The sequence below is a fragment of the Flavobacterium aestivum genome (assembly GCF_026870175.2).
Classification (GTDB): Bacteria; Bacteroidota; Bacteroidia; order Flavobacteriales; family Flavobacteriaceae; genus Flavobacterium; species Flavobacterium aestivum.
Genome location: NZ_CP113977.2, coordinates 3935269 through 3953211 on the forward strand (window position 1 = coordinate 3935269; position 17943 = coordinate 3953211).

23 protein-coding genes are annotated in these 17943 nt (G+C 34.3%); 18 read left to right on the plus strand and 5 right to left on the minus strand.

Annotation, left to right across the window (positions count from 1 at the left end; genetic code table 11):
* The first annotated feature begins 2 nt into the window (after positions 1–2).
* The 12 genes from OZP08_RS16585 to trpA all read left to right on the plus strand — a co-directional run bounded on the left by OZP08_RS16585 (position 3) and on the right by trpA (position 8557).
* Positions 3–392, plus strand: a complete 390-nt coding sequence (locus OZP08_RS16585; RefSeq protein WP_281322380.1) for a tautomerase family protein — start codon at positions 3–5, stop codon at positions 390–392.
* Between the two features lie 5 nt (positions 393–397).
* Positions 398–964 (plus strand): anthranilate synthase component II, encoded by a 567-nt coding sequence (locus OZP08_RS16590; RefSeq protein ID WP_281322381.1) that lies wholly within the window; start codon positions 398–400, stop codon positions 962–964.
* A 50-nt stretch (positions 965–1014) separates the two neighbouring features.
* Positions 1015–1422, plus strand: a complete 408-nt coding sequence (locus tag OZP08_RS16595) for a GNAT family N-acetyltransferase (protein ID WP_268847219.1) — start codon at positions 1015–1017, stop codon at positions 1420–1422.
* Between the two features lie 145 nt (positions 1423–1567).
* Positions 1568–2560 (plus strand): anthranilate phosphoribosyltransferase, encoded by a 993-nt coding sequence (gene trpD, locus OZP08_RS16600; protein ID WP_281322382.1) that lies wholly within the window; start codon positions 1568–1570, stop codon positions 2558–2560.
* Between the two features lie 131 nt (positions 2561–2691).
* Positions 2692–3060 carry a four helix bundle protein gene (locus OZP08_RS16605; protein WP_268847220.1) on the plus strand — a complete coding sequence of 123 codons (369 nt, stop codon included), beginning with the start codon at positions 2692–2694 and terminating at the stop codon, positions 3058–3060.
* 58 nt (positions 3061–3118) lie between these two features.
* Positions 3119–3898: an indole-3-glycerol phosphate synthase TrpC gene (gene trpC, locus OZP08_RS16610; RefSeq protein WP_268847221.1), complete on the plus strand. Its 780-nt coding sequence runs from the start codon at positions 3119–3121 to the stop codon at positions 3896–3898.
* A gap of 117 nt (positions 3899–4015) precedes the next feature.
* Positions 4016–4639 (plus strand): phosphoribosylanthranilate isomerase, encoded by a 624-nt coding sequence (locus OZP08_RS16615; RefSeq protein WP_281322383.1) that lies wholly within the window; start codon positions 4016–4018, stop codon positions 4637–4639.
* Positions 4624–5805, plus strand: a complete 1182-nt coding sequence (gene trpB, locus OZP08_RS16620; RefSeq protein WP_268847223.1) for a tryptophan synthase subunit beta — start codon at positions 4624–4626, stop codon at positions 5803–5805. The genes OZP08_RS16615 and trpB overlap by 16 nt, the downstream gene beginning before the upstream one ends.
* Before the next feature lie 168 nt (positions 5806–5973).
* Positions 5974–6609: a LysE family translocator gene (locus OZP08_RS16625; RefSeq protein ID WP_268847224.1), complete on the plus strand. Its 636-nt coding sequence runs from the start codon at positions 5974–5976 to the stop codon at positions 6607–6609.
* A gap of 51 nt (positions 6610–6660) precedes the next feature.
* A complete protein-coding gene (locus OZP08_RS16630) occupies positions 6661–6978 on the plus strand; it encodes a gamma-glutamylcyclotransferase family protein (RefSeq protein WP_268847225.1) in 318 nt (105 codons plus the stop codon).
* A 37-nt stretch (positions 6979–7015) separates the two neighbouring features.
* Positions 7016–7753 carry a carbon-nitrogen hydrolase family protein gene (locus OZP08_RS16635; protein WP_268847226.1) on the plus strand — a complete coding sequence of 246 codons (738 nt, stop codon included), beginning with the start codon at positions 7016–7018 and terminating at the stop codon, positions 7751–7753.
* 42 nt (positions 7754–7795) lie between these two features.
* Positions 7796–8557, plus strand: a complete 762-nt coding sequence (trpA, locus tag OZP08_RS16640; protein ID WP_281322384.1) for a tryptophan synthase subunit alpha — start codon at positions 7796–7798, stop codon at positions 8555–8557.
* Positions 8558–8642: 85 nt separating this feature from the next.
* Here the strand turns inward: trpA and OZP08_RS16645 are convergent, their stop codons facing one another.
* The 5 genes from OZP08_RS16645 to OZP08_RS16665 all read right to left on the minus strand — a co-directional run bounded on the left by OZP08_RS16645 (position 8643) and on the right by OZP08_RS16665 (position 11701).
* Complete coding sequence (locus OZP08_RS16645; protein ID WP_268847228.1) at positions 8643–9038, minus strand: c-type cytochrome; 396 nt, start codon at positions 9036–9038, stop codon at positions 8643–8645.
* A gap of 2 nt (positions 9039–9040) precedes the next feature.
* Complete coding sequence (locus OZP08_RS16650) at positions 9041–9550, minus strand: anthrone oxygenase family protein (protein ID WP_281322385.1); 510 nt, start codon at positions 9548–9550, stop codon at positions 9041–9043.
* Entirely contained in the window at positions 9537–10364 is an 828-nt protein-coding gene (locus OZP08_RS16655; protein WP_281322386.1) for an NAD(P)H-binding protein, read from the minus strand. The genes OZP08_RS16650 and OZP08_RS16655 overlap by 14 nt, the downstream gene beginning before the upstream one ends.
* An 80-nt stretch (positions 10365–10444) precedes the next feature.
* The gene (locus OZP08_RS16660; RefSeq protein WP_268847232.1) at positions 10445–11215 is read right to left on the minus strand and encodes a helix-turn-helix domain-containing protein; all 771 of its coding nucleotides are present in this window, start codon (positions 11213–11215) and stop codon (positions 10445–10447) included.
* Positions 11216–11278: 63 nt separating this feature from the next.
* Positions 11279–11701: an NTF2 fold immunity protein gene (locus OZP08_RS16665; RefSeq protein ID WP_268847233.1), complete on the minus strand. Its 423-nt coding sequence runs from the start codon at positions 11699–11701 to the stop codon at positions 11279–11281.
* A 309-nt stretch (positions 11702–12010) separates the two neighbouring features.
* On the opposite strand from OZP08_RS16665, the gene OZP08_RS16670 reads away from it, so the two are divergent.
* The 6 genes from OZP08_RS16670 to OZP08_RS16695 all read left to right on the plus strand — a co-directional run bounded on the left by OZP08_RS16670 (position 12011) and on the right by OZP08_RS16695 (position 17832).
* Positions 12011–12463 (plus strand): GNAT family N-acetyltransferase, encoded by a 453-nt coding sequence (locus OZP08_RS16670; RefSeq protein ID WP_268847234.1) that lies wholly within the window; start codon positions 12011–12013, stop codon positions 12461–12463.
* A 10-nt stretch (positions 12464–12473) separates the two neighbouring features.
* A complete protein-coding gene (locus OZP08_RS16675; RefSeq protein WP_268847235.1) occupies positions 12474–12947 on the plus strand; it encodes a GyrI-like domain-containing protein in 474 nt (157 codons plus the stop codon).
* Positions 12948–13162: 215 nt separating this feature from the next.
* Positions 13163–13789, plus strand: a complete 627-nt coding sequence (locus OZP08_RS16680) for a TetR/AcrR family transcriptional regulator (RefSeq protein WP_281322387.1) — start codon at positions 13163–13165, stop codon at positions 13787–13789.
* A complete protein-coding gene (locus tag OZP08_RS16685; protein ID WP_281322388.1) occupies positions 13779–15098 on the plus strand; it encodes a TolC family protein in 1320 nt (439 codons plus the stop codon). The genes OZP08_RS16680 and OZP08_RS16685 overlap by 11 nt, the downstream gene beginning before the upstream one ends.
* Before the next feature lie 12 nt (positions 15099–15110).
* A complete protein-coding gene (locus tag OZP08_RS16690) occupies positions 15111–16190 on the plus strand; it encodes an HlyD family secretion protein (RefSeq protein WP_281322389.1) in 1080 nt (359 codons plus the stop codon).
* Between the two features lie 58 nt (positions 16191–16248).
* Positions 16249–17832 carry a DHA2 family efflux MFS transporter permease subunit gene (locus tag OZP08_RS16695; RefSeq protein ID WP_281322390.1) on the plus strand — a complete coding sequence of 528 codons (1584 nt, stop codon included), beginning with the start codon at positions 16249–16251 and terminating at the stop codon, positions 17830–17832.
* Positions 17833–17943: the final 111 nt, after the last annotated feature.

Sequence of the window (17943 nt, forward strand, 5' to 3'; positions counted from 1 at the left end):
AAATGGGACAAATTAAAATATTTGGAATCAGGCAAGAATTACATCCTATTCGGGAACGAATATCCGTAATTTTACAAGAATGCATGTTTGAAGCGTTTCAATATCCTAAAGAAAAAAGAGCACATCGTTTCATTTATATAGACGAAGATAGCTTTTTCTATTTTGAAGGCAGAACAAAAAAACACACTCTTATAGAAATAAGTGCTTTTGAAGGAAGAAGTATCGAAGCCAAAAAAAAGTTACATCAACTTATTTTTGAGAAATTCGAAAAGGAATTACAAATTTCAACAATGGATGTCGAGATCACCATATTTGAAACTCCAATGCACAATTGGGGAATTCGAGGAAAAAGCGGAGATGAGTTAGCATTAAATTACAAAGTTAATATTTAGACAAAATGAAAAAAATACTAGTCATAGACAATTACGATAGTTTTACTTACAATTTAGTACATTATTTAGAAGATTTAGATTGTGAAGTAACCGTTTACAGAAACGATGAATTTGATATTGATGAGATTGCTATTTTCGACAAAATTTTACTTTCACCAGGACCTGGTATCCCTGATGAAGCAGGATTATTGAAAGAAGTGATCCAGAAATACGCTCCTACCAAAAGCATTTTTGGAGTATGCCTTGGTCAACAAGCCATAGGGGAAGTTTTTGGAGGAACCCTTTCTAATCTTGACAAAGTGTACCACGGCGTATCTACATTGGTAAAAACAGTTGTAGATGATGAGTTATTATTTGAAGGATTAGGAAACGAATTTGAAGTAGGTCGTTACCATTCATGGGTGGTTGATGCTAATTTACCTGATACTCTAGAAGCCACCTCATTTGATGAAAATGGTCAAGTAATGTCATTAAGACACAAAACATATGATGTTCGTGGCGTACAATTTCATCCAGAAAGTGTCCTAACACCAAATGGAAAAAAAATGTTGGAGAATTGGATTAAAAGTTAAAGCACAGTCCTAGAACTTGAATTAATAAAAAACTAAACATTTTTAAAGAAATGGATATACGAATTTCAGACACCAGAAATATAAATCTTGAAGATATTTTAGCTCTTTACAAAGCAAATAAATGGAGTTCTGCCGATAAACCAACACAATTATACAACGGTCTGTTGAATTCAGAAACATTAATAACCGCTTGGGAAGACAAAAAATTAGTTGGACTAGGGAATGCTATTTCTGATGGGCATTTAACCGTTTATTATCCGCATTTACTGGTACTTCCGGAATATCACGGCAAAGGAATAGGAAAAATGATTTTTGACAAAATGCAGGAGAAATATCGTGAATTCCATATGCAAATGTTAACAGCAGATGGAAAATCAGTCGATTTCTATAAAAAGAATGGTTTTGAACGAGCAGGAAACACAGAACCTATGTGGATTTATCAAGGAAATGAACACTGAAAAAGATAGCCGTAAAGTCTTAATGTCGAAAGTCATAAAGTCAATACGTCAAAAAAAGATATTTAAAAAACAGAAACAACACTAAAAATAAACATAGAAGTCAGAGACTTTAAAACCTTTGACTTGGGACTTTAAGACTAATATCATGAAAAACATATTAAATAGACTTATCAATCACGAAATGCTCTCGAGAGAAGAGGCTAAAAACGTATTGGTTAATATCTCAAATGGGAGTTACAATCCAAGTCAGATTTCTGCATTTTTGACTGTATATATGATGCGAAGCATTAGTATAGATGAATTAGCGGGTTTTAGAGATGCACTTTTAGAATTGTGTATTCGAGTAGATCTATCCGCTTACAACGCTATCGATTTGTGCGGTACTGGAGGTGACGGAAAAGACACTTTCAACATTTCAACTTTGGCATCCTTTATTGCTGCGGGAGCGGGAATAAAAGTAGCTAAGCATGGTAATTACGGTGTTTCCTCTATTTCTGGTTCCAGTAACGTGATGGAGAAATTGGGAGTAAAATTCAGTAATGACAGTGACTTTATCGAAAAATGCATTGACAAAGCAGGGATTGCTATCTTACATGCCCCCTTATTTCACCCTGCCATGAAAAATGTAGGACCAATAAGAAAAGAATTGGCCGTAAAAACATTCTTCAATATGTTGGGCCCTATAGTAAATCCATCGTTTCCAAAAAACCAATTGGTTGGTGTTTTTAATCTTGAATTAGCCAGAATGTATGCCTACTTGTATCAAAATACCGATGTGAATTTTACGATTTTACATTCTTTAGACGGTTATGATGAAGTGTCTCTAACAGGACCTACAAAAATTATAACCAGCACTATGGAAGGAATATTGAATCCTAATGATTTTGGTACTCGTCTTTTAGATCAAAGCGAAATCGAAGGCGGAAAAACCATCGAAGAATCGGCTGAAATGTTTATGAATATTATATCCGGACAAGGTAATGAAGCCCAAAACAATGTCGTTTGTGCCAATGCCGGAATAGCAATTTCAACTGTTACCAAATGCACACCTCTCGAAGGTTTTGAATTAGCGAAAGAAAGTTTACTCTCTGGGAAAGGATTAGCAGCATTAAATAAATTGAAAGAGTTAAGTAAATAAAAAGATTGAAAAATTTAAAAATTAAAAGATTTAATAATTTATAAACTAGATGGATTTTAATAATCTTTCAATCCTTCAATCTTTAAATATTTCAATTTTTAAATAATTAAATCTTTAAATAAATAAAAAAAATGACAAAATCGTTCGAAGAGTTTGATGTTTATAAAAAAGGAATTTCATTAGCAAAATTGATTTTTGAATTGGTAAACAACAAAACCTTTGAAAAAGAATTTGGTTTTAAAGATCAAATAAAAAGAGCTGTTATTTCGATAACCAATAATATTGCAGAAGGGTCAGAATACAATAACAATAAGCAACTTATCAGATATTTAAAAATCTCAAAAGGGAGTTGCGCAGAAGTTAGAAGTATGCTAATATTATCTCGGGAACTTGGATTTTGTTCCCAAACGGAAATTGAAGAAAGCTACAAAACAAGTATAGAAATATCGCAAAATTTATCAAATTTTATAAAATATCTAAATACTAAAATCAAAGACTAATTTTATTTCGATTGGAATTTTTAAATTTTTAAATTTTTCAATCTTTAAATCATAACAAATGAATATACTAGATAAAATAATAATCGACAAAAAAAGAGAAGTTGTTCTCAAGAAATCTATTATTCCAGTTTCTCAATTGGAAGCATCAGTTTTCTTTGGAAAAGAGACTATTTCATTAAGTCAAAATTTAAAAAACAGTAATACAGGAATTATAGCAGAACACAAACGCCGTTCGCCATCCAAGTCCATAATCAATCAAGGCTTTACTGTTGAAGAAGTAGTGAAAGGATATGAAAGTGCAGGTGCTTGTGGAATTTCGGTTTTAACAGACGGAAAGTATTTTGGTGGCTCTCTAGACGATCTACTTTTGGCTAGAGCCTCAGTAAATATTCCGCTTTTGCGAAAAGAATTTATTGTAGATGAATACCAAATTCTGGAAGCCAAAGCACATGGAGCCGATTTAATTTTGCTCATCGCAGCCGTTCTAACAAGAGAAGAAATCAAATCATTGTCCGAATTTGCCAAGAACCTAGGACTCGAAGTCTTACTAGAAGTACATAATCTCGAAGAACTGGAAAAATCGATTATGCCAACACTGGATATGATTGGCGTAAACAATAGAAACCTAAAAACTTTCGAAGTAAGCTTGGATTTCAGCAAAGAATTAGCCTCAAAAATCCCGAATGAATTTGTAAAAGTTTCAGAAAGCGGCATCAGCTCTATTGAAGCCATCAACGAACTAAAACCTTATGGATACAAAGGATTTTTAATTGGAGAAAACTTTATGAAAACCGATAATGCAGGCAAGGCTGCAACGGAATTTATTAGCAAGCTGTAGGCTGTAAGCTATAAGCTATAGGCTATAAGCCTTAAGCTTGAGCATTTAATAAATAAAATAATTCAGCATAAAGTAAAAAGCCTAAAGCTTATTGCTTATTGCTTAAAGCAAAAAAAAATGAAACTCAAAATCTGCGGAATGAAATACCCTGACAATATACTCGAAGTAGGCTCGCTCCTACCCGATTATATGGGATTTATATTTTGGGAGAAATCGGCTCGGTATTTTGATGGAGTCATACCAGATTTGCCAAAATCAATTAAAAAAGTGGGCGTTTTCGTGAATGAAAACATTCCTGTAATTGAAGAAAAAATAGCAAAATATGATTTGCAGGCCATTCAATTACACGGACAGGAATCTATTGAATTTTGTTCAGAACTGAAAAGCAAGATTGACCCTTCTATCGAAATCTTCAAAGTATTTTCGGCAGACGAGAATTTTGATTTTAGTGTTCTAAAAGCTTACGAGCCCGTTTGTGATTATTTCCTTTTTGACACCAAAGGCAAATTACCGGGTGGAAACGGAACCACTTTTGATTGGAAAATATTAGAAAAATACCCCTCGACAAAACCCTTCTTCCTTAGTGGCGGAATTGGAATCGAGGAATTAGATTCCATAAACGAAATTTCAAAAACCAATTTACCGGTTTATGCCATCGATGTAAACAGTAAATTTGAAATTGAACCTGGATTAAAAAATATATCATTATTAAAAAAAATAAAAAAATGTCATACAACGTAAACGAAAAAGGCTATTACGGCGAATTTGGAGGAGCTTACATTCCAGAAATGTTATACCCAAACGTAGAAGAATTACGCCAAAACTATTTAAAAATAACATCAGACCCTGAGTTTCAAGCAGAGTTTGATGCATTACTAAGAGATTATGTGGGACGTCCTACCCCATTGTATTTTGCAGAACGTTTATCAAAACAATACAACACCAAAATCTATCTCAAAAGAGAAGATTTGTGTCATACAGGCGCACACAAAGTCAACAATACCATCGGGCAAATTTTATTAGCCAAACGATTGGGCAAAAAACGCATCATTGCCGAAACCGGTGCAGGTCAACACGGTGTGGCAACAGCAACTGTTTGTGCCTTGATGGGATTGGAGTGTATCGTATATATGGGAGAAATAGACATCAAGCGTCAAGCACCCAATGTAGCTAGAATGAAAATGCTAGGTGCAGAAGTTCGTCCAGCACTTTCGGGATCTAAGACCCTAAAAGACGCTACGAACGAAGCCATTCGTGATTGGATCAACAATCCGGTTGACACGTATTACATCATAGGATCTGTTGTAGGACCTCATCCTTATCCAGATATGGTGGCACGATTCCAATCGGTTATTTCAAAAGAAATCAAAGGACAATTATTAGAAAAAGAAGGTCGTGAAAACCCAGATTATGTAATTGCTTGTGTAGGTGGCGGTAGCAACGCCGCAGGTGCTTACTATCATTTTCTAGACAATCCAGATGTAAACATCATAGCTGTTGAAGCCGCTGGTTTAGGCGTAGATTCTGGCGAGAGTGCTGCAACTTCGGCTTTAGGAAAAATAGGTATCATTCACGGAAGTAAAACTCTTTTGATGCAAACACCAGACGGTCAAATCACCGAACCCTATTCTATCTCAGCAGGTCTTGATTATCCGGGTGTTGGTCCACTACACGCGCATTTGTTCGCCTCAGGAAGAGCACAATTTGTCTCTATCACTGATGAGCAAGCAATGAACTTTGGATTACAACTTTGCAAAACAGAAGGTATTATTCCGGCTATCGAAAGTGCCCATGCTTTTGCCGTTCTTAACGAAATGAAATTCAAAAAAGACGACATTGTGGTAATCAACCTTTCTGGAAGAGGTGACAAGGATTTGAACACTTATATTGATTATTTCAAATTGTAGTTGGGCGTTACCACAAGGGTCGGGCTGTACGCTATATTCCCGATTAACAAAAACTACGGCAAAAAAGCCTTGTTTTTCTAAATCGGGAGATGCCGCTTCCATCCCTAACGCGCAATCGCAATTACTAAGATAAAAAGGAAACAAGAGGGAAATAAAAAACTAAAAATTATGACTGGAATTATTCATTATGAGACATTTATCTTGACTGGAATACTTTTAAATATTACTCCAGGAAATGATACTATCTTTATATTAAGCAGAAGCATGGCTCAAGGGAAAAAAGCAGGTTTTATGTCTGTATTGGGTATTGCAACAGGATCCTTAATCCATACCATTCTTGCTGCTTTTGGTCTATCCATCATTATTGCCAAATCAATATTGGTTTTTAGCATTATTAAATATGCCGGAGCTGCTTATTTATTATACATCGGTTACCAAATGCTAACGGATAAAAAGAGTCTCAATACTGACACTTCTTTTTCCGAGAAATCAATAAACCTGAAAAAAATATATAGAGATGGGGTTATAACCAATGTCCTAAACCCAAAAGTAGCTTTGTTTTTTATTTCATTTCTTCCTCAGTTTATTGATTCCAGTGTTTCGAGTACTGTTTTACCCTTTATAAAACTTGGAGTAACATTTACGGTAACAGGAACAATATGGTGTTTAATCCTGGCAAATTTTGCCTCATTTATTTTTTCAAAATTAAAACACAATAAAACCCTCTCCAATTATATAAACAAAACTTGTGGAGCAGTCTTGATAGGACTTGGAATCAAAGTAGCCCTGTCAAACAAAAACTAAAATAGCATTATTTCAGATTGAGTATAATTAACATTTCTAAAAATAGAATCTATGCAAAAATTATTCGCTTATGGCACCCTGAAAAATGAGGAGGTACAAGAAAACCTTTTTGAGCGCATTCTTCACGGAACTCCAGAAACATTGATTGGTTATGAATTAAATGAAATCCAAATCGAAGAAGAATTTGGAATAGCACATTATCCTATCATTATGGAAACAAAAGATTCCAATGATACCATCAGCGGGATTTTATATGAAGTTACAATGAAAGAGCTTCATCAAGTCGATTTGTATGAAGGATTGCATTACAAACGTGTGGAAGTAACACTACAATCAAATCAAAAAGCTTGGACTTATAGTGCCTTCTAGAAACTATTAAAAGAATTAAAAACGAAATAAGAAAAAAATGATTTTAGCAGCTGCCCAAACCAAACCTAAACGAGGAGATATAGAATCCAATCTTTTAGATCATTATCGCCTGGTAAAATTGGCTGCCACAAATGGTGCTCAATTAATTGTATTTCCGGAACTGTCTATTACAGGATATGAAAAAGAAGATGCCGCACGATTAGCTTTTGATGAAAATGATACCCGATTAAATCATTTTAAAAAATTAGCCACCGAAAATAATATTACAATAATTGCCGGAGCACCGATACGCATACAATCAGATTTGTTTTTGGGCGAATTTTGTATAGCCCCAAATGATTCTGTTTCTATATATACCAAACAATTTCTTCACACAGGAGAAGATATGTATTATCAATCATCCTTCAATTACAATCCGATGCTTGAAATAGAGAATGAAAGAATCTCCTGTGCTATTTGCGCCGATATTGATAATCCGAAGCATCCGGAAAATGCCAGCAAAAATAACAGTTCTACTTATGTTGCCAGTATATTCTTTTCGCCAAATGGGATTCCGCAAGCACATCAATCCTTACAGAGTTATGCCTCTCAATACCAAATGAATGTTCTAATGGCTAATTTTGGAGGAGACTCCTACGGAAGTCCTTCAGGTGGTCGTTCCGCTTTTTGGAACAACAAAGGAGAATTGATTGCCCAAATGGGTGATTCGGGTTCCGGATTACTGCTCATAGAAAAACAAAATACCGACTGGACCAGTAAAATACTAAATGATTAAAAGCACAACTAAAGATAAAAGACATTATAAAAAACACATAAAATGAATCGAATAAATCAAAAAATACAAGAAGACAAAAAAATACTTTCCATTTACTTTTCAGCTGGATATCCCAACCTAAATGACACCGTACAAATCGTTCAGGATTTAGAAAAAAGTGGTATTGATATGATTGAGATTGGATTGCCGTTCAGTGATCCTTTGGCTGATGGACCAACGATTCAAGAGAGTTCGACCCAAGCTTTGCATAACGGTATGACAACACAAATCTTGTTTGATCAATTGAAAGACATTCGCCAAAGCGTAACCATTCCGTTAGTTATTATGGGGTATTTCAACCCGATGTTACAATACGGAGTAGAGAATTTCTGTAAAAAATGTGCCGAAATAGGAATCGATGGTTTAATCATTCCTGATCTTCCGGTAGATGTATATGCAGAACAATACAAAGCCATTTTCGATAAATACGGACTAATCAATATCTTCTTGATTACGCCACAAACTTCAGAAGAGCGCATTCGTTTTATTGACAGTGTTACAGATGGATTCATCTACATGGTGAGTTCAGCGAGTGTAACGGGATCACAGGCAGGTTTTGGAGACATACAAGAAACTTATTTCAAACGCATTGCTGACATGAATTTGAAAAACCCACAAATAGTTGGTTTTGGAATTAAAAACGAAGAAACCTTCAATCAAGCTACTCAATTTGCCAAAGGTGCCATCATCGGAAGTGCTTTCATCAAGCATTTGACTGAAAATGGAGCCGGAAAAATTAAAGAGTTTGTGAAAGCAATCCGATAATTATAAATATTCAAAAAGTCCCTCAAGTATACTATTTGAGGGACTTTTTGAATATTGCCTTATCCTGAAAAAGTTCATTGTAAAATCACAATGTTTTCAAGTAGTCTAAAAGGTCTTTTTTGTCTTGGTCATTCATTTTCCAAATTACTCCAATATCAGCTTTTGTACCATCACTCTTTAAATCATCGTCAAGGAAACGATACACTAAACTGTCATTGTAGGGAATTGTAAAGTTATTTGGATTAGACAAAGAACTAAATTGTATAGAGAGACCATTCATTCTATCTCCATTTTTTCCGTGACAAGTAATGCAACTGCTTACTATTGTTATTCTTGAAGCGCTCTTGTCAAGCATTTTTTCACCTTTTATATTTTTTCCTGTTTTGTAAATGGTTTCACCGTTGGTTGAGTAAATCTTTGGCTTACAAGAAACAATTGCCATACAAATAAACAGTAGGATAGCTAATTTTGAATTTTTCATGTCTAAATCTTTAGTTTGATTATAGATAAAACAGCCAAAACAAACGATAGTACAGAACCAATAGTTCTAACGGAATGATAAGCATTCCAAGGTGTTTCAAAAGCTTTTCGCATTGCCGAAATTTCGTTTGCCGTGGCTGACAAAATTGAGAACTTGTCTAATTGATCATTCAACGGAACATTACCCACAACAGTAACTCCAAAAACACTAATTAAATAAACCAGGGTTGCACCTATCAAAAGATAAAATGAGGTAGATACTCCGTTTCTATACATCAAATAACTTGAAATTGGCAATATAAAAACGCTACCCATAAAGCTCAAGAAGAACATAGGGTTTTGGATTACTCTGTTTATAGATTGAAATGCTTCCAGATATTTCTCGTCTGAAAGATTTCCTAATCCTGAGTTTACAGAACAGCTATATCCATAAAAAAGACCAGCCACTAAACCTGTAGCCAAAACAGCTACTATCTGAAAAATTAAGCAAATATTCATATTAGTTTTTTTCATTCCAAATACCAGTTTCAAGGGTTTCTACTACATAATTGTCAAAATCTTTGGCTTTTCTTCCAAGTACTTTCTCAACATCATTGGTTACAGATTCGTTTCTACCGTCTAGCAATTCGGTAAAAAGATACTTAACCAACCATATAAAATCTTCAGATAATTGATAGCTTCTCAACATAGCAACATATTCGTCTATAGAAACTTCCTGATACGTAATGTTTTGTTTCTTTACACCTGCTATTCTAGAAACAGCATTTTCAAAAGTCAATAATTCCGGACCAGTCAATTCATATATTTTTTTTGAATGAATATTGTCTAGCAAGGCGTTCACCACTACATCAGCAATATCATCAACATTTATAAAAGGTTCTTTGCTATTGGTTTTTGGTAACACCATTTCATTTGCTAAAATAGAATCCAGAAAAAACCCTTCGCTAAAATTTTGCATAAACCAACTCGCTCTTACTATCGTCCAGTCTAAACCAGAATTGATAACGATGTTCTCACAAAGCTGCGCTTCTTTTTCGCCTCTTCCTGCAAGCAATACTAAATGCTGAACCCCAGATTCTTTTGCCGCCTCTACAAATGCCTGAATGGTTTCTACTGCAGACGGAATTGCTAAATCGGGTTGAAAGGTGATGTAAACCTTGTTGATGTCTTTTAGAACTTCTCCCCAAGTTGTAGAATCTTCCCAGTCAAATGCAGGTTGTGTGTTTCTTGAACCAACAACTACTGGTAATTTCATTCCTCTTAATCGTTCTACGACTCTTCTTCCGGTTTTTCCTGTTCCTCCTAATACTAAAATTTTATTGCTCATCTTATTTTGTTTTAAAGTTATAAGACAAAACTATTGCAGCGCTAACTCAAAAAATAGAATAAAACCGACAAAAGCATATTTTACTTTACAGCAAACTCTTTTGGAGTCTTCCCGGTGAAAGTCTTAAAGATCCTTATAAAATGAGATTGATCCGCGAAACCATTACCATAAACCAAGTCGTTAAGTTTAGAATATTCCTTTAATGTGAGCTGCTGCAATGATTCTTGAAACTGAATAATTTTCGAAAATTGTTTTGGTAAAATACCTACTTCTTTCAAAAAGCGTCTTTCAAAAGTTCTTTCGGTCATGCTAACTTTTCCACTAATCTCTCCAATTACAGTTTGCCCTTTATTATCGATAATCATTTGAATGGCATCTCTGATCTGCAAATCGAGTGTTTCTTTTTTTGTTATAAATTTTTCGACAAGAAAATTACTTATGATCTCGATTCTAGCATCTGTATCACAATTGCTTTGTAGTTCATTAACAACATTAATTCCGTTTTCTACTTGTAGCAAATCATAACAATTGTCATTAAAATCTTTTGCAGTGATGTTAAAAAAGCTTTTTAGCACAAAAGGATACAACTTAAAAATAATCAGTTTATAAGACCCTTTCATTAGTAATTCGATTGGGTGTATCGTTTGTCCGTATAAAATAAATGAAGGCATTTCTTTTTCATAAGGCATCACTACTAAACCTTTTTCAGTTTCTTGAAACATAATTCCAGGATAACCATCAGCAAAAAAAGGAAGTATCGTTTCTTGAACTTTGTTTGGTTCGTCAAATACCAAAATATCCTTTACAAATAAAGAAATGGCTTTGTCTGGATTTATGCTCTTGAAGTCCATAGTATGTTTTTTAGTATTGAATTTACAGTGTCAATTTGTACAATTAGTGGCTACTACTTTACTTTATATAGTTGTGCTTTCAAATTTTTCTTTATGATTCCTGTATGTTTTCTTATTGTCAATTTTCCATTCTCCACCCTCTTTTAAGAAAACATATTGATTTCTAAATTTAATTATATCCTCTTTAATGGTCTCAATTACAATTCTGTTTTTCGTTATAATAGCAACTTCTTTAATATTTTCAATTAAGTGATTATATGCTGGTGGATTTCCTAAACTACCATCTCTGGTTGTGTATACCCTTTTCTTTTTTGTTAGGTATTTATCATAAATCTTTTGTAATCCTACTTTTGAAATAGCAAAAGTTTCATTGACATGATTTACATCAAGGCTATTTTGTTCAAGCATTGAATAAGAATCCGTCTCCCATTTATTCATCTCGATAAAAAAATCTATCAATATTTTTTTTACTTGTTCTTCATCCATTTTTAGTTGTCATTTTTTTTATGATTGTTGCTATCGAGTCTCTAATCGTTTACATGTTTTTGAAAACGATTATTTTCAGCTAAACGAAAATACGATAAAAAACGAGAATACCTCATAATTTGTAAATAGATAGAGACACAAGGTTGCTTTTACTATAATCCATTTCTCAAAAAAACATCAAATCTGCACCTACTCTATCAAAACTATGCTGAATAAAGCAACTATAACTAGCAAAAAAATTAAATCAAATACCTCTTTTAATTAAACGGCTTACTTATTTTTGTTTCAAGACAAATAACATTACAAAACATGATTACAATAAAAAGAACTACGTCAGAAAGCGCCGATTTTCAAAAACTGGTTGTTTTACTCGATGAAGCTTTGAGAATAAAAGATGGCGAGGATCATGATTTTTATGCACAACATAATACGTTAGATAAAATCAATCATGTTGTGGTTTGTTATCAGGATAATGTAGCAATTGGCTGTGGCGCCTTCAAGGAATTTGATTCTAATGCCGTAGAAATAAAAAGAATGTTTGTTCATCCTGACTATCGGGGAAAAGGAATTGCCAGTTCGGTTCTAAAAGAACTTGAAATTTGGGCAAGCGAACTCCATTATACCAACTGCGTTCTGGAAACTGGTAGAAACAATCCGGAAGCCATTGCATTGTATCAAAAATCAGGTTACGAGATAATCCCTAATTACGATCAATATGAAAATATTGACACTAGTGTTTGTTTAAAAAAATCCATTCAATAAATAGTTCAAAATGACTCCAAGAATCGAAATTTTATCCGAAAAGAAATTAATTGGCAAACGATTGCAAATGTCGCTTGCCAACAATAAAACTCAAGAGTTATGGCAAGGTTTTATGCCTAGAAGAAACGAAATTCAAAATCCTGTTAGTTCGGATCTCTATGCTGTACAAGTTTACGAACCTAATTATTTTGAGGCTTTCAACCCCAACGCCATCTTCGAGAAATGGGCCACACTAGAAGTTGCTGACTTTGATAGTATTCCCACAGCAATGGAATCTCTTACTTTATCAGGTGGGCTTTATGCAGTTTTTGAACATAAAGGTCACAGCACTGCTATTTTTGATTATATCTTCAGAGAATGGATACCCAATTCAAAATACGATTTAGACCAAAGACCCCATTTTGAGATATTGGGAGCAAAATACAAAAAAGATGATCCCAATTCAGAAGAAGAAATCTGGATTCCTATCAAAGAAAAAAACTAAAATAAACAGCATAAATTTCAACCATACTAAACCATCTAAGGCACATAAAAACCAATGTCTTATAGGGTACCTCCTTATTTAATCCGGATTGTTCAATATCGGTTTAAGCATTATTCTGCCTTGTCCAAAATCGTTAAAGAAACGTTAAAACAAAATTAAACAATCGTTTAATTTAAACAGTTGTTTAATTTTGTATCGAATTAAAAATCGCTGCATTGAAAACTGACTTTAACGACAAACAAATTCAAATTCTAGGAGTGGCCGAAAAGCTATTTGCTGAGAAAGGATTTGATGGCACTTCGATAAGAGACATTGCCAAAGAAGCCAAAATTAATATCGCCATGGTTTCCTATTATTTTGGATCCAAAGAACAATTATTAGAATCCATTGTTCTAAACCGTATCACAGATATTAAACTACAACTGGATATTTTGACTCTGGAAGATTTAGATCCTCTCCAAAAAATAAATAAGCTTATTGAACTTTACATTGATAAAATCAATAGCAACAGATGCATATACAAAATTATGCACCTTGAATATTCCTCAAGTCAAAGGGTAATTAATCTTCAGGCTTTTACAGATCTAAAAAAAGGAAATCTAAAATCAATAGAATCCATCATTCAGGAAGGTCAGGATAAAGGAATTTTCAGGAAAGACATCGTTGTTCCGCTCCTTACAACAACCATTCTTGGTACCTATTTTCATTTTCATTTAAATAGACCTTTCTACGAGACTCTATTAAACCTGAATACCGAAGAAGAATACAATACCTATATAAAAACAACTTTGACAATGCACATTCAACAAACAATTAAAGCCCTCTTAACATATGAAAATTAGTTATTTAATGCTCTTTGGAGGTTTCCTTATTGGGGTTTCATCCATAAATGCCCAAGAGAAAACCAATTTAAAGCTGGAAGAAGCGATAAACTTGGCTTGGACAAAAAGCAATGAGGTTTCATTGGCCAACACCAAAGTAGAAACCAAAAAGCAAGAATTACAATCGGTTAAACACAATCAATATCCAGATTTTACAATTTCTGGGCAATACCTACGTTTGACTGAAGCTACTGTTGATTTAGAAATTAATACCGGTTCAAAAACGTTGCCAGTACCAGATCAATTATTAGTGGGGCAAGCTAATTTAAAAATGCCTGTTTTTGCCGGAATGAAAATACAAAACGGAATAAAACTTCAAGATAATTTATTCCAGGCCGAAAACGCAATGGCTTCTAAAACCAAAGAAGATGTGGCCATGCGAGTGATAAACTATTATGCCAATTTGTACAAAGCACAAAGAACTGTTGAGTTATTAAAAGAAAATCAAAAAAGTGCCCAACAACGTGTAACTGATTTCACGGCATTAGAGAAAAACGGAATTATCCCTAGAAATGATTTATTGAAGGCACAACTTCAGGTTTCTAAAATTCAATTGTCGCTTGACGAAGCCATGAATAATGAAAGCATAATCAATTACTACCTGGTTACTTTATTAAAATTGCCAACAGAAACCAAACTAGTGGTAAATGAAAGTGACTTGATTGGTTTTCCAAAAAGTGCCCTTCCTACTGATGAGCAACCTGCATTTCAGAATCGTAAAGATCTGGCAGCCTTGCAATATCAAGAAAAAGCAACCCAAAACAACATAAATATCGCTAAAGGTGAATATTATCCAAACGTTGCTTTGGTAGGAGGATATGCTGCATTAAACCTCAACAATATAATAACATTGCAAAACGCCATGTTTTTTGGAGTAGGATTATCGTATGACATTAGTGGTATTCTAAAAAATGGTACTCATGTAAAAATTGCCGAAAGTAAAGCACTTGAGGTAAAAAACTCTCAGGAATTATTAAAAGACAATATCAAAATTCAAGTGCAACAAGCCATCACAAATTATGATTTGGCTATAAAACAAAACATCGTTCACAAGCAAGCAGTTGAACAAGCAACCGAAAATTACCGAATTGTAAAAGACAAATACGATAATGGTCTTTCGGATACCAATGATTTACTGGAAGCCGATGTAGAGCAACTAAAATCAAGAATAAGCGAAACCATTGCCAAAGTAGATGTTATCCAAAAATACTACGAATTGCTTTCGACTACTGGACAATTAACAGAAACCTTCAACCTTACAAAAATATAACCACTACCAACCATGGAAAAGAAAAAAACAAACGCCAGATTCATTATAATCCTATTGGTTTTGATCCTTGCAGGAGGAGCTTACGGAATTTCAAAATACATTCACTCTCAAGCACACGAAGAGACAGATGATGCACAAATAGAAAAAAACATGAACCCAATAATCCCAAGAGTTTCGGGATATATTAGCAAAGTGTACGTAAAAGACAATGATTATGTAAAAAAAGGAGACACTTTATTTACTATTGACAAAAGAGATTATCAATTAAAAATAGAAGAAGCTAATGCTGCTTATATAGCTGCCGAAGGTGGATTTCAAGTTGCCAAAGAAGATATTGGAAGTGCACTTGCCAGTATTGCTGTTTCGGATGCCAATGTACAATCGGCTGGAGGAAATATTGAAACTGCCAAAATCAGATTAGGAAGAGCAACCAGTGATTATGCTCGTTATGAAAACCTATACAAAAATCATTCGATTACCAAACAACAATACGAGCAAGCATTAGCAGCCAAACAAGAAGCTGAAAATCAAGTACGTATTTTGCAACAACAACAAAAAGCGAGTGCTTATCAAAAATCAGTAATCGAAGCTAAATCAAGAGTTACCAATAAACAAACTGAAGTTGCTGCTGCTAATATCAAAAAAGCAAAAGCATTACTAGAAGTAGCTCAATTAAACCTTACTTACACTGTTGTAACAGCAGCTATAGACGGTCAGGTTTCAAAAATAGATATCCAACCGGGACAATTGGTACAACAAGGGCAATCTTTGTTTTACATCATCAATAACAATGAAGCTTGGGTTGTAGCTAATTTCAAAGAAACTCAATTGAACAAAATGGTTGTTGGTCAAAAAGTAACTGTAAAAGTAGATGCTTATCCTGGTTATGCTTTTGAAGGAACCCTTACCTCTTTCTCACCAGCAACAGGATCTCGTTTCTCATTACTTCCTCCGGATAACGCAACAGGAAACTTTGTAAAAACCATTCAGAGATTACCCGTAAAAATAAGCTTGAATGCATCAAACGATCCTGAAAAAATAAAATTGCTTCGTCCGGGTATGAACGCTGATGTAGATGTTCATTTAAAATAATGAGCTTTTGAAAAACTTATTTAAAAGAATTTAAACCATTACATATTAAAAATTCAAAATGGTACAAAATCAAGAAGACGATTTAGTAGAATACGGCTTAAACAGGGTCATTATCACGATAACCTGTATAATGTGTGCTTTACTCGAAATTGTAGATACAACGATTGTAAACGTAGCCTTAAATAACATGAGAGGTAGCCTTGGCGCTACCTTAACCGATGTGGCTTGGGTAATTACCGCTTATGCTATTGCAAATGTAATCGTGATTCCTATGACGAGTTGGTTATCACAACAATTTGGTCGTCGTAATTACTTTGCAACCTCTATTGTAATTTTTACAGTGGCTTCCTTTTTGTGCGGAAATGCCACAAATATATGGGAGCTCGTTGCCTTTCGATTCATACAAGGTTTGGGTGGAGGAGCCTTATTGGTAACCGCTCAAACCATTATTACAGAGAGTTATCCTGTTGCCAAAAGAGGAATGGCACAGGCTATTTATGGAATGGGAGTTATTGTAGGACCTACACTTGGTCCGCCATTGGGAGGTTATATTGTTGACCATTTTTCATGGCCTTTCATTTTCTACATCAACATTCCAATTGGTATTATTGCCACTTTACTAACCATTGGTTATGTAAAAAGCCCAAAATACGGAGACAAACTAAAAGCCAACCAAGTCGATTGGTGGGGAATTATACTCTTGGCCACTTTTATTGGTTCATTACAATTTGTTTTGGAGCACGGTCAGCAGGACGATTGGTTCAATGACAGCATGATTGTAACCTTAAGCATAATTTCATTTTTTGGTTTAGTTTTATTTATATGGAGGGAACTTATTTATAAACATCCTATTGTAAACCTAAAAGTTTTAAAAGACAACAATCTAAAAATTGGAACGATTATGTCTTTTATTATGGGATTCGGGTTGTATGGATCAACATTTATCATCCCGATATACACCCAATCATTATTAGGATGGACAGCTACCGATGCAGGATTATTGTTAATACCAAGTTCCATAACAACGGGTATTATGATGCCCTTTATAGGTAAAATGATTCAGCGTGGTATCCCACAAGCCTATCTGGTTGCATTAGGATTCCTAGTATTTTTTCTTTTCACCTTTTTGATACGTGGTGTAATGACACCTGACACTGGAGTAGAACACATGTTCTGGCCGTTAATTCTTAGAGGGGTTGGTTTAGGACTTTTATTTGTACCTATCACCACTCTATCATTATCAACTCTGAAAGGAAAACATATTGGTGAAGGAGCTGCCTTTACAGGAATGATGAGACAATTGGGAGGTTCTTTTGGTATCGCCATTATTACCACTTATATCTCAAGATTCAATCAGGCACATCGAGTAGACCTAATTGCAAATCTTGATCAATCGTCATTCAAAGTGCAACAAATGGTACACAAACTGCAAATGGGGTTTATGGCCAAAGGTTATACTGCCAATGAAGCGCTGTCTAAAGCCTATAAAGTAATAGAAATGAAAGTGATGGCGCAAAGTTCTGTGCTCTCATTTATGGATATCTTTATGTATCTCGGGGTCTTATTCTTACTATGTATTCCTTTTATTCTTTTGATCAAAAAAGGAAAAAACAAAGTAAATCCAGCTGATGCAATGCACTAGATCTTAGATTGCAGACTTTAGAATTTAGATTTTAGATTTTAAAAAAACTCCGAATCTCACTTATTAATTAGTGAAATTCGGAGTTTTTATATAAAATAGATTCTCTGTTAT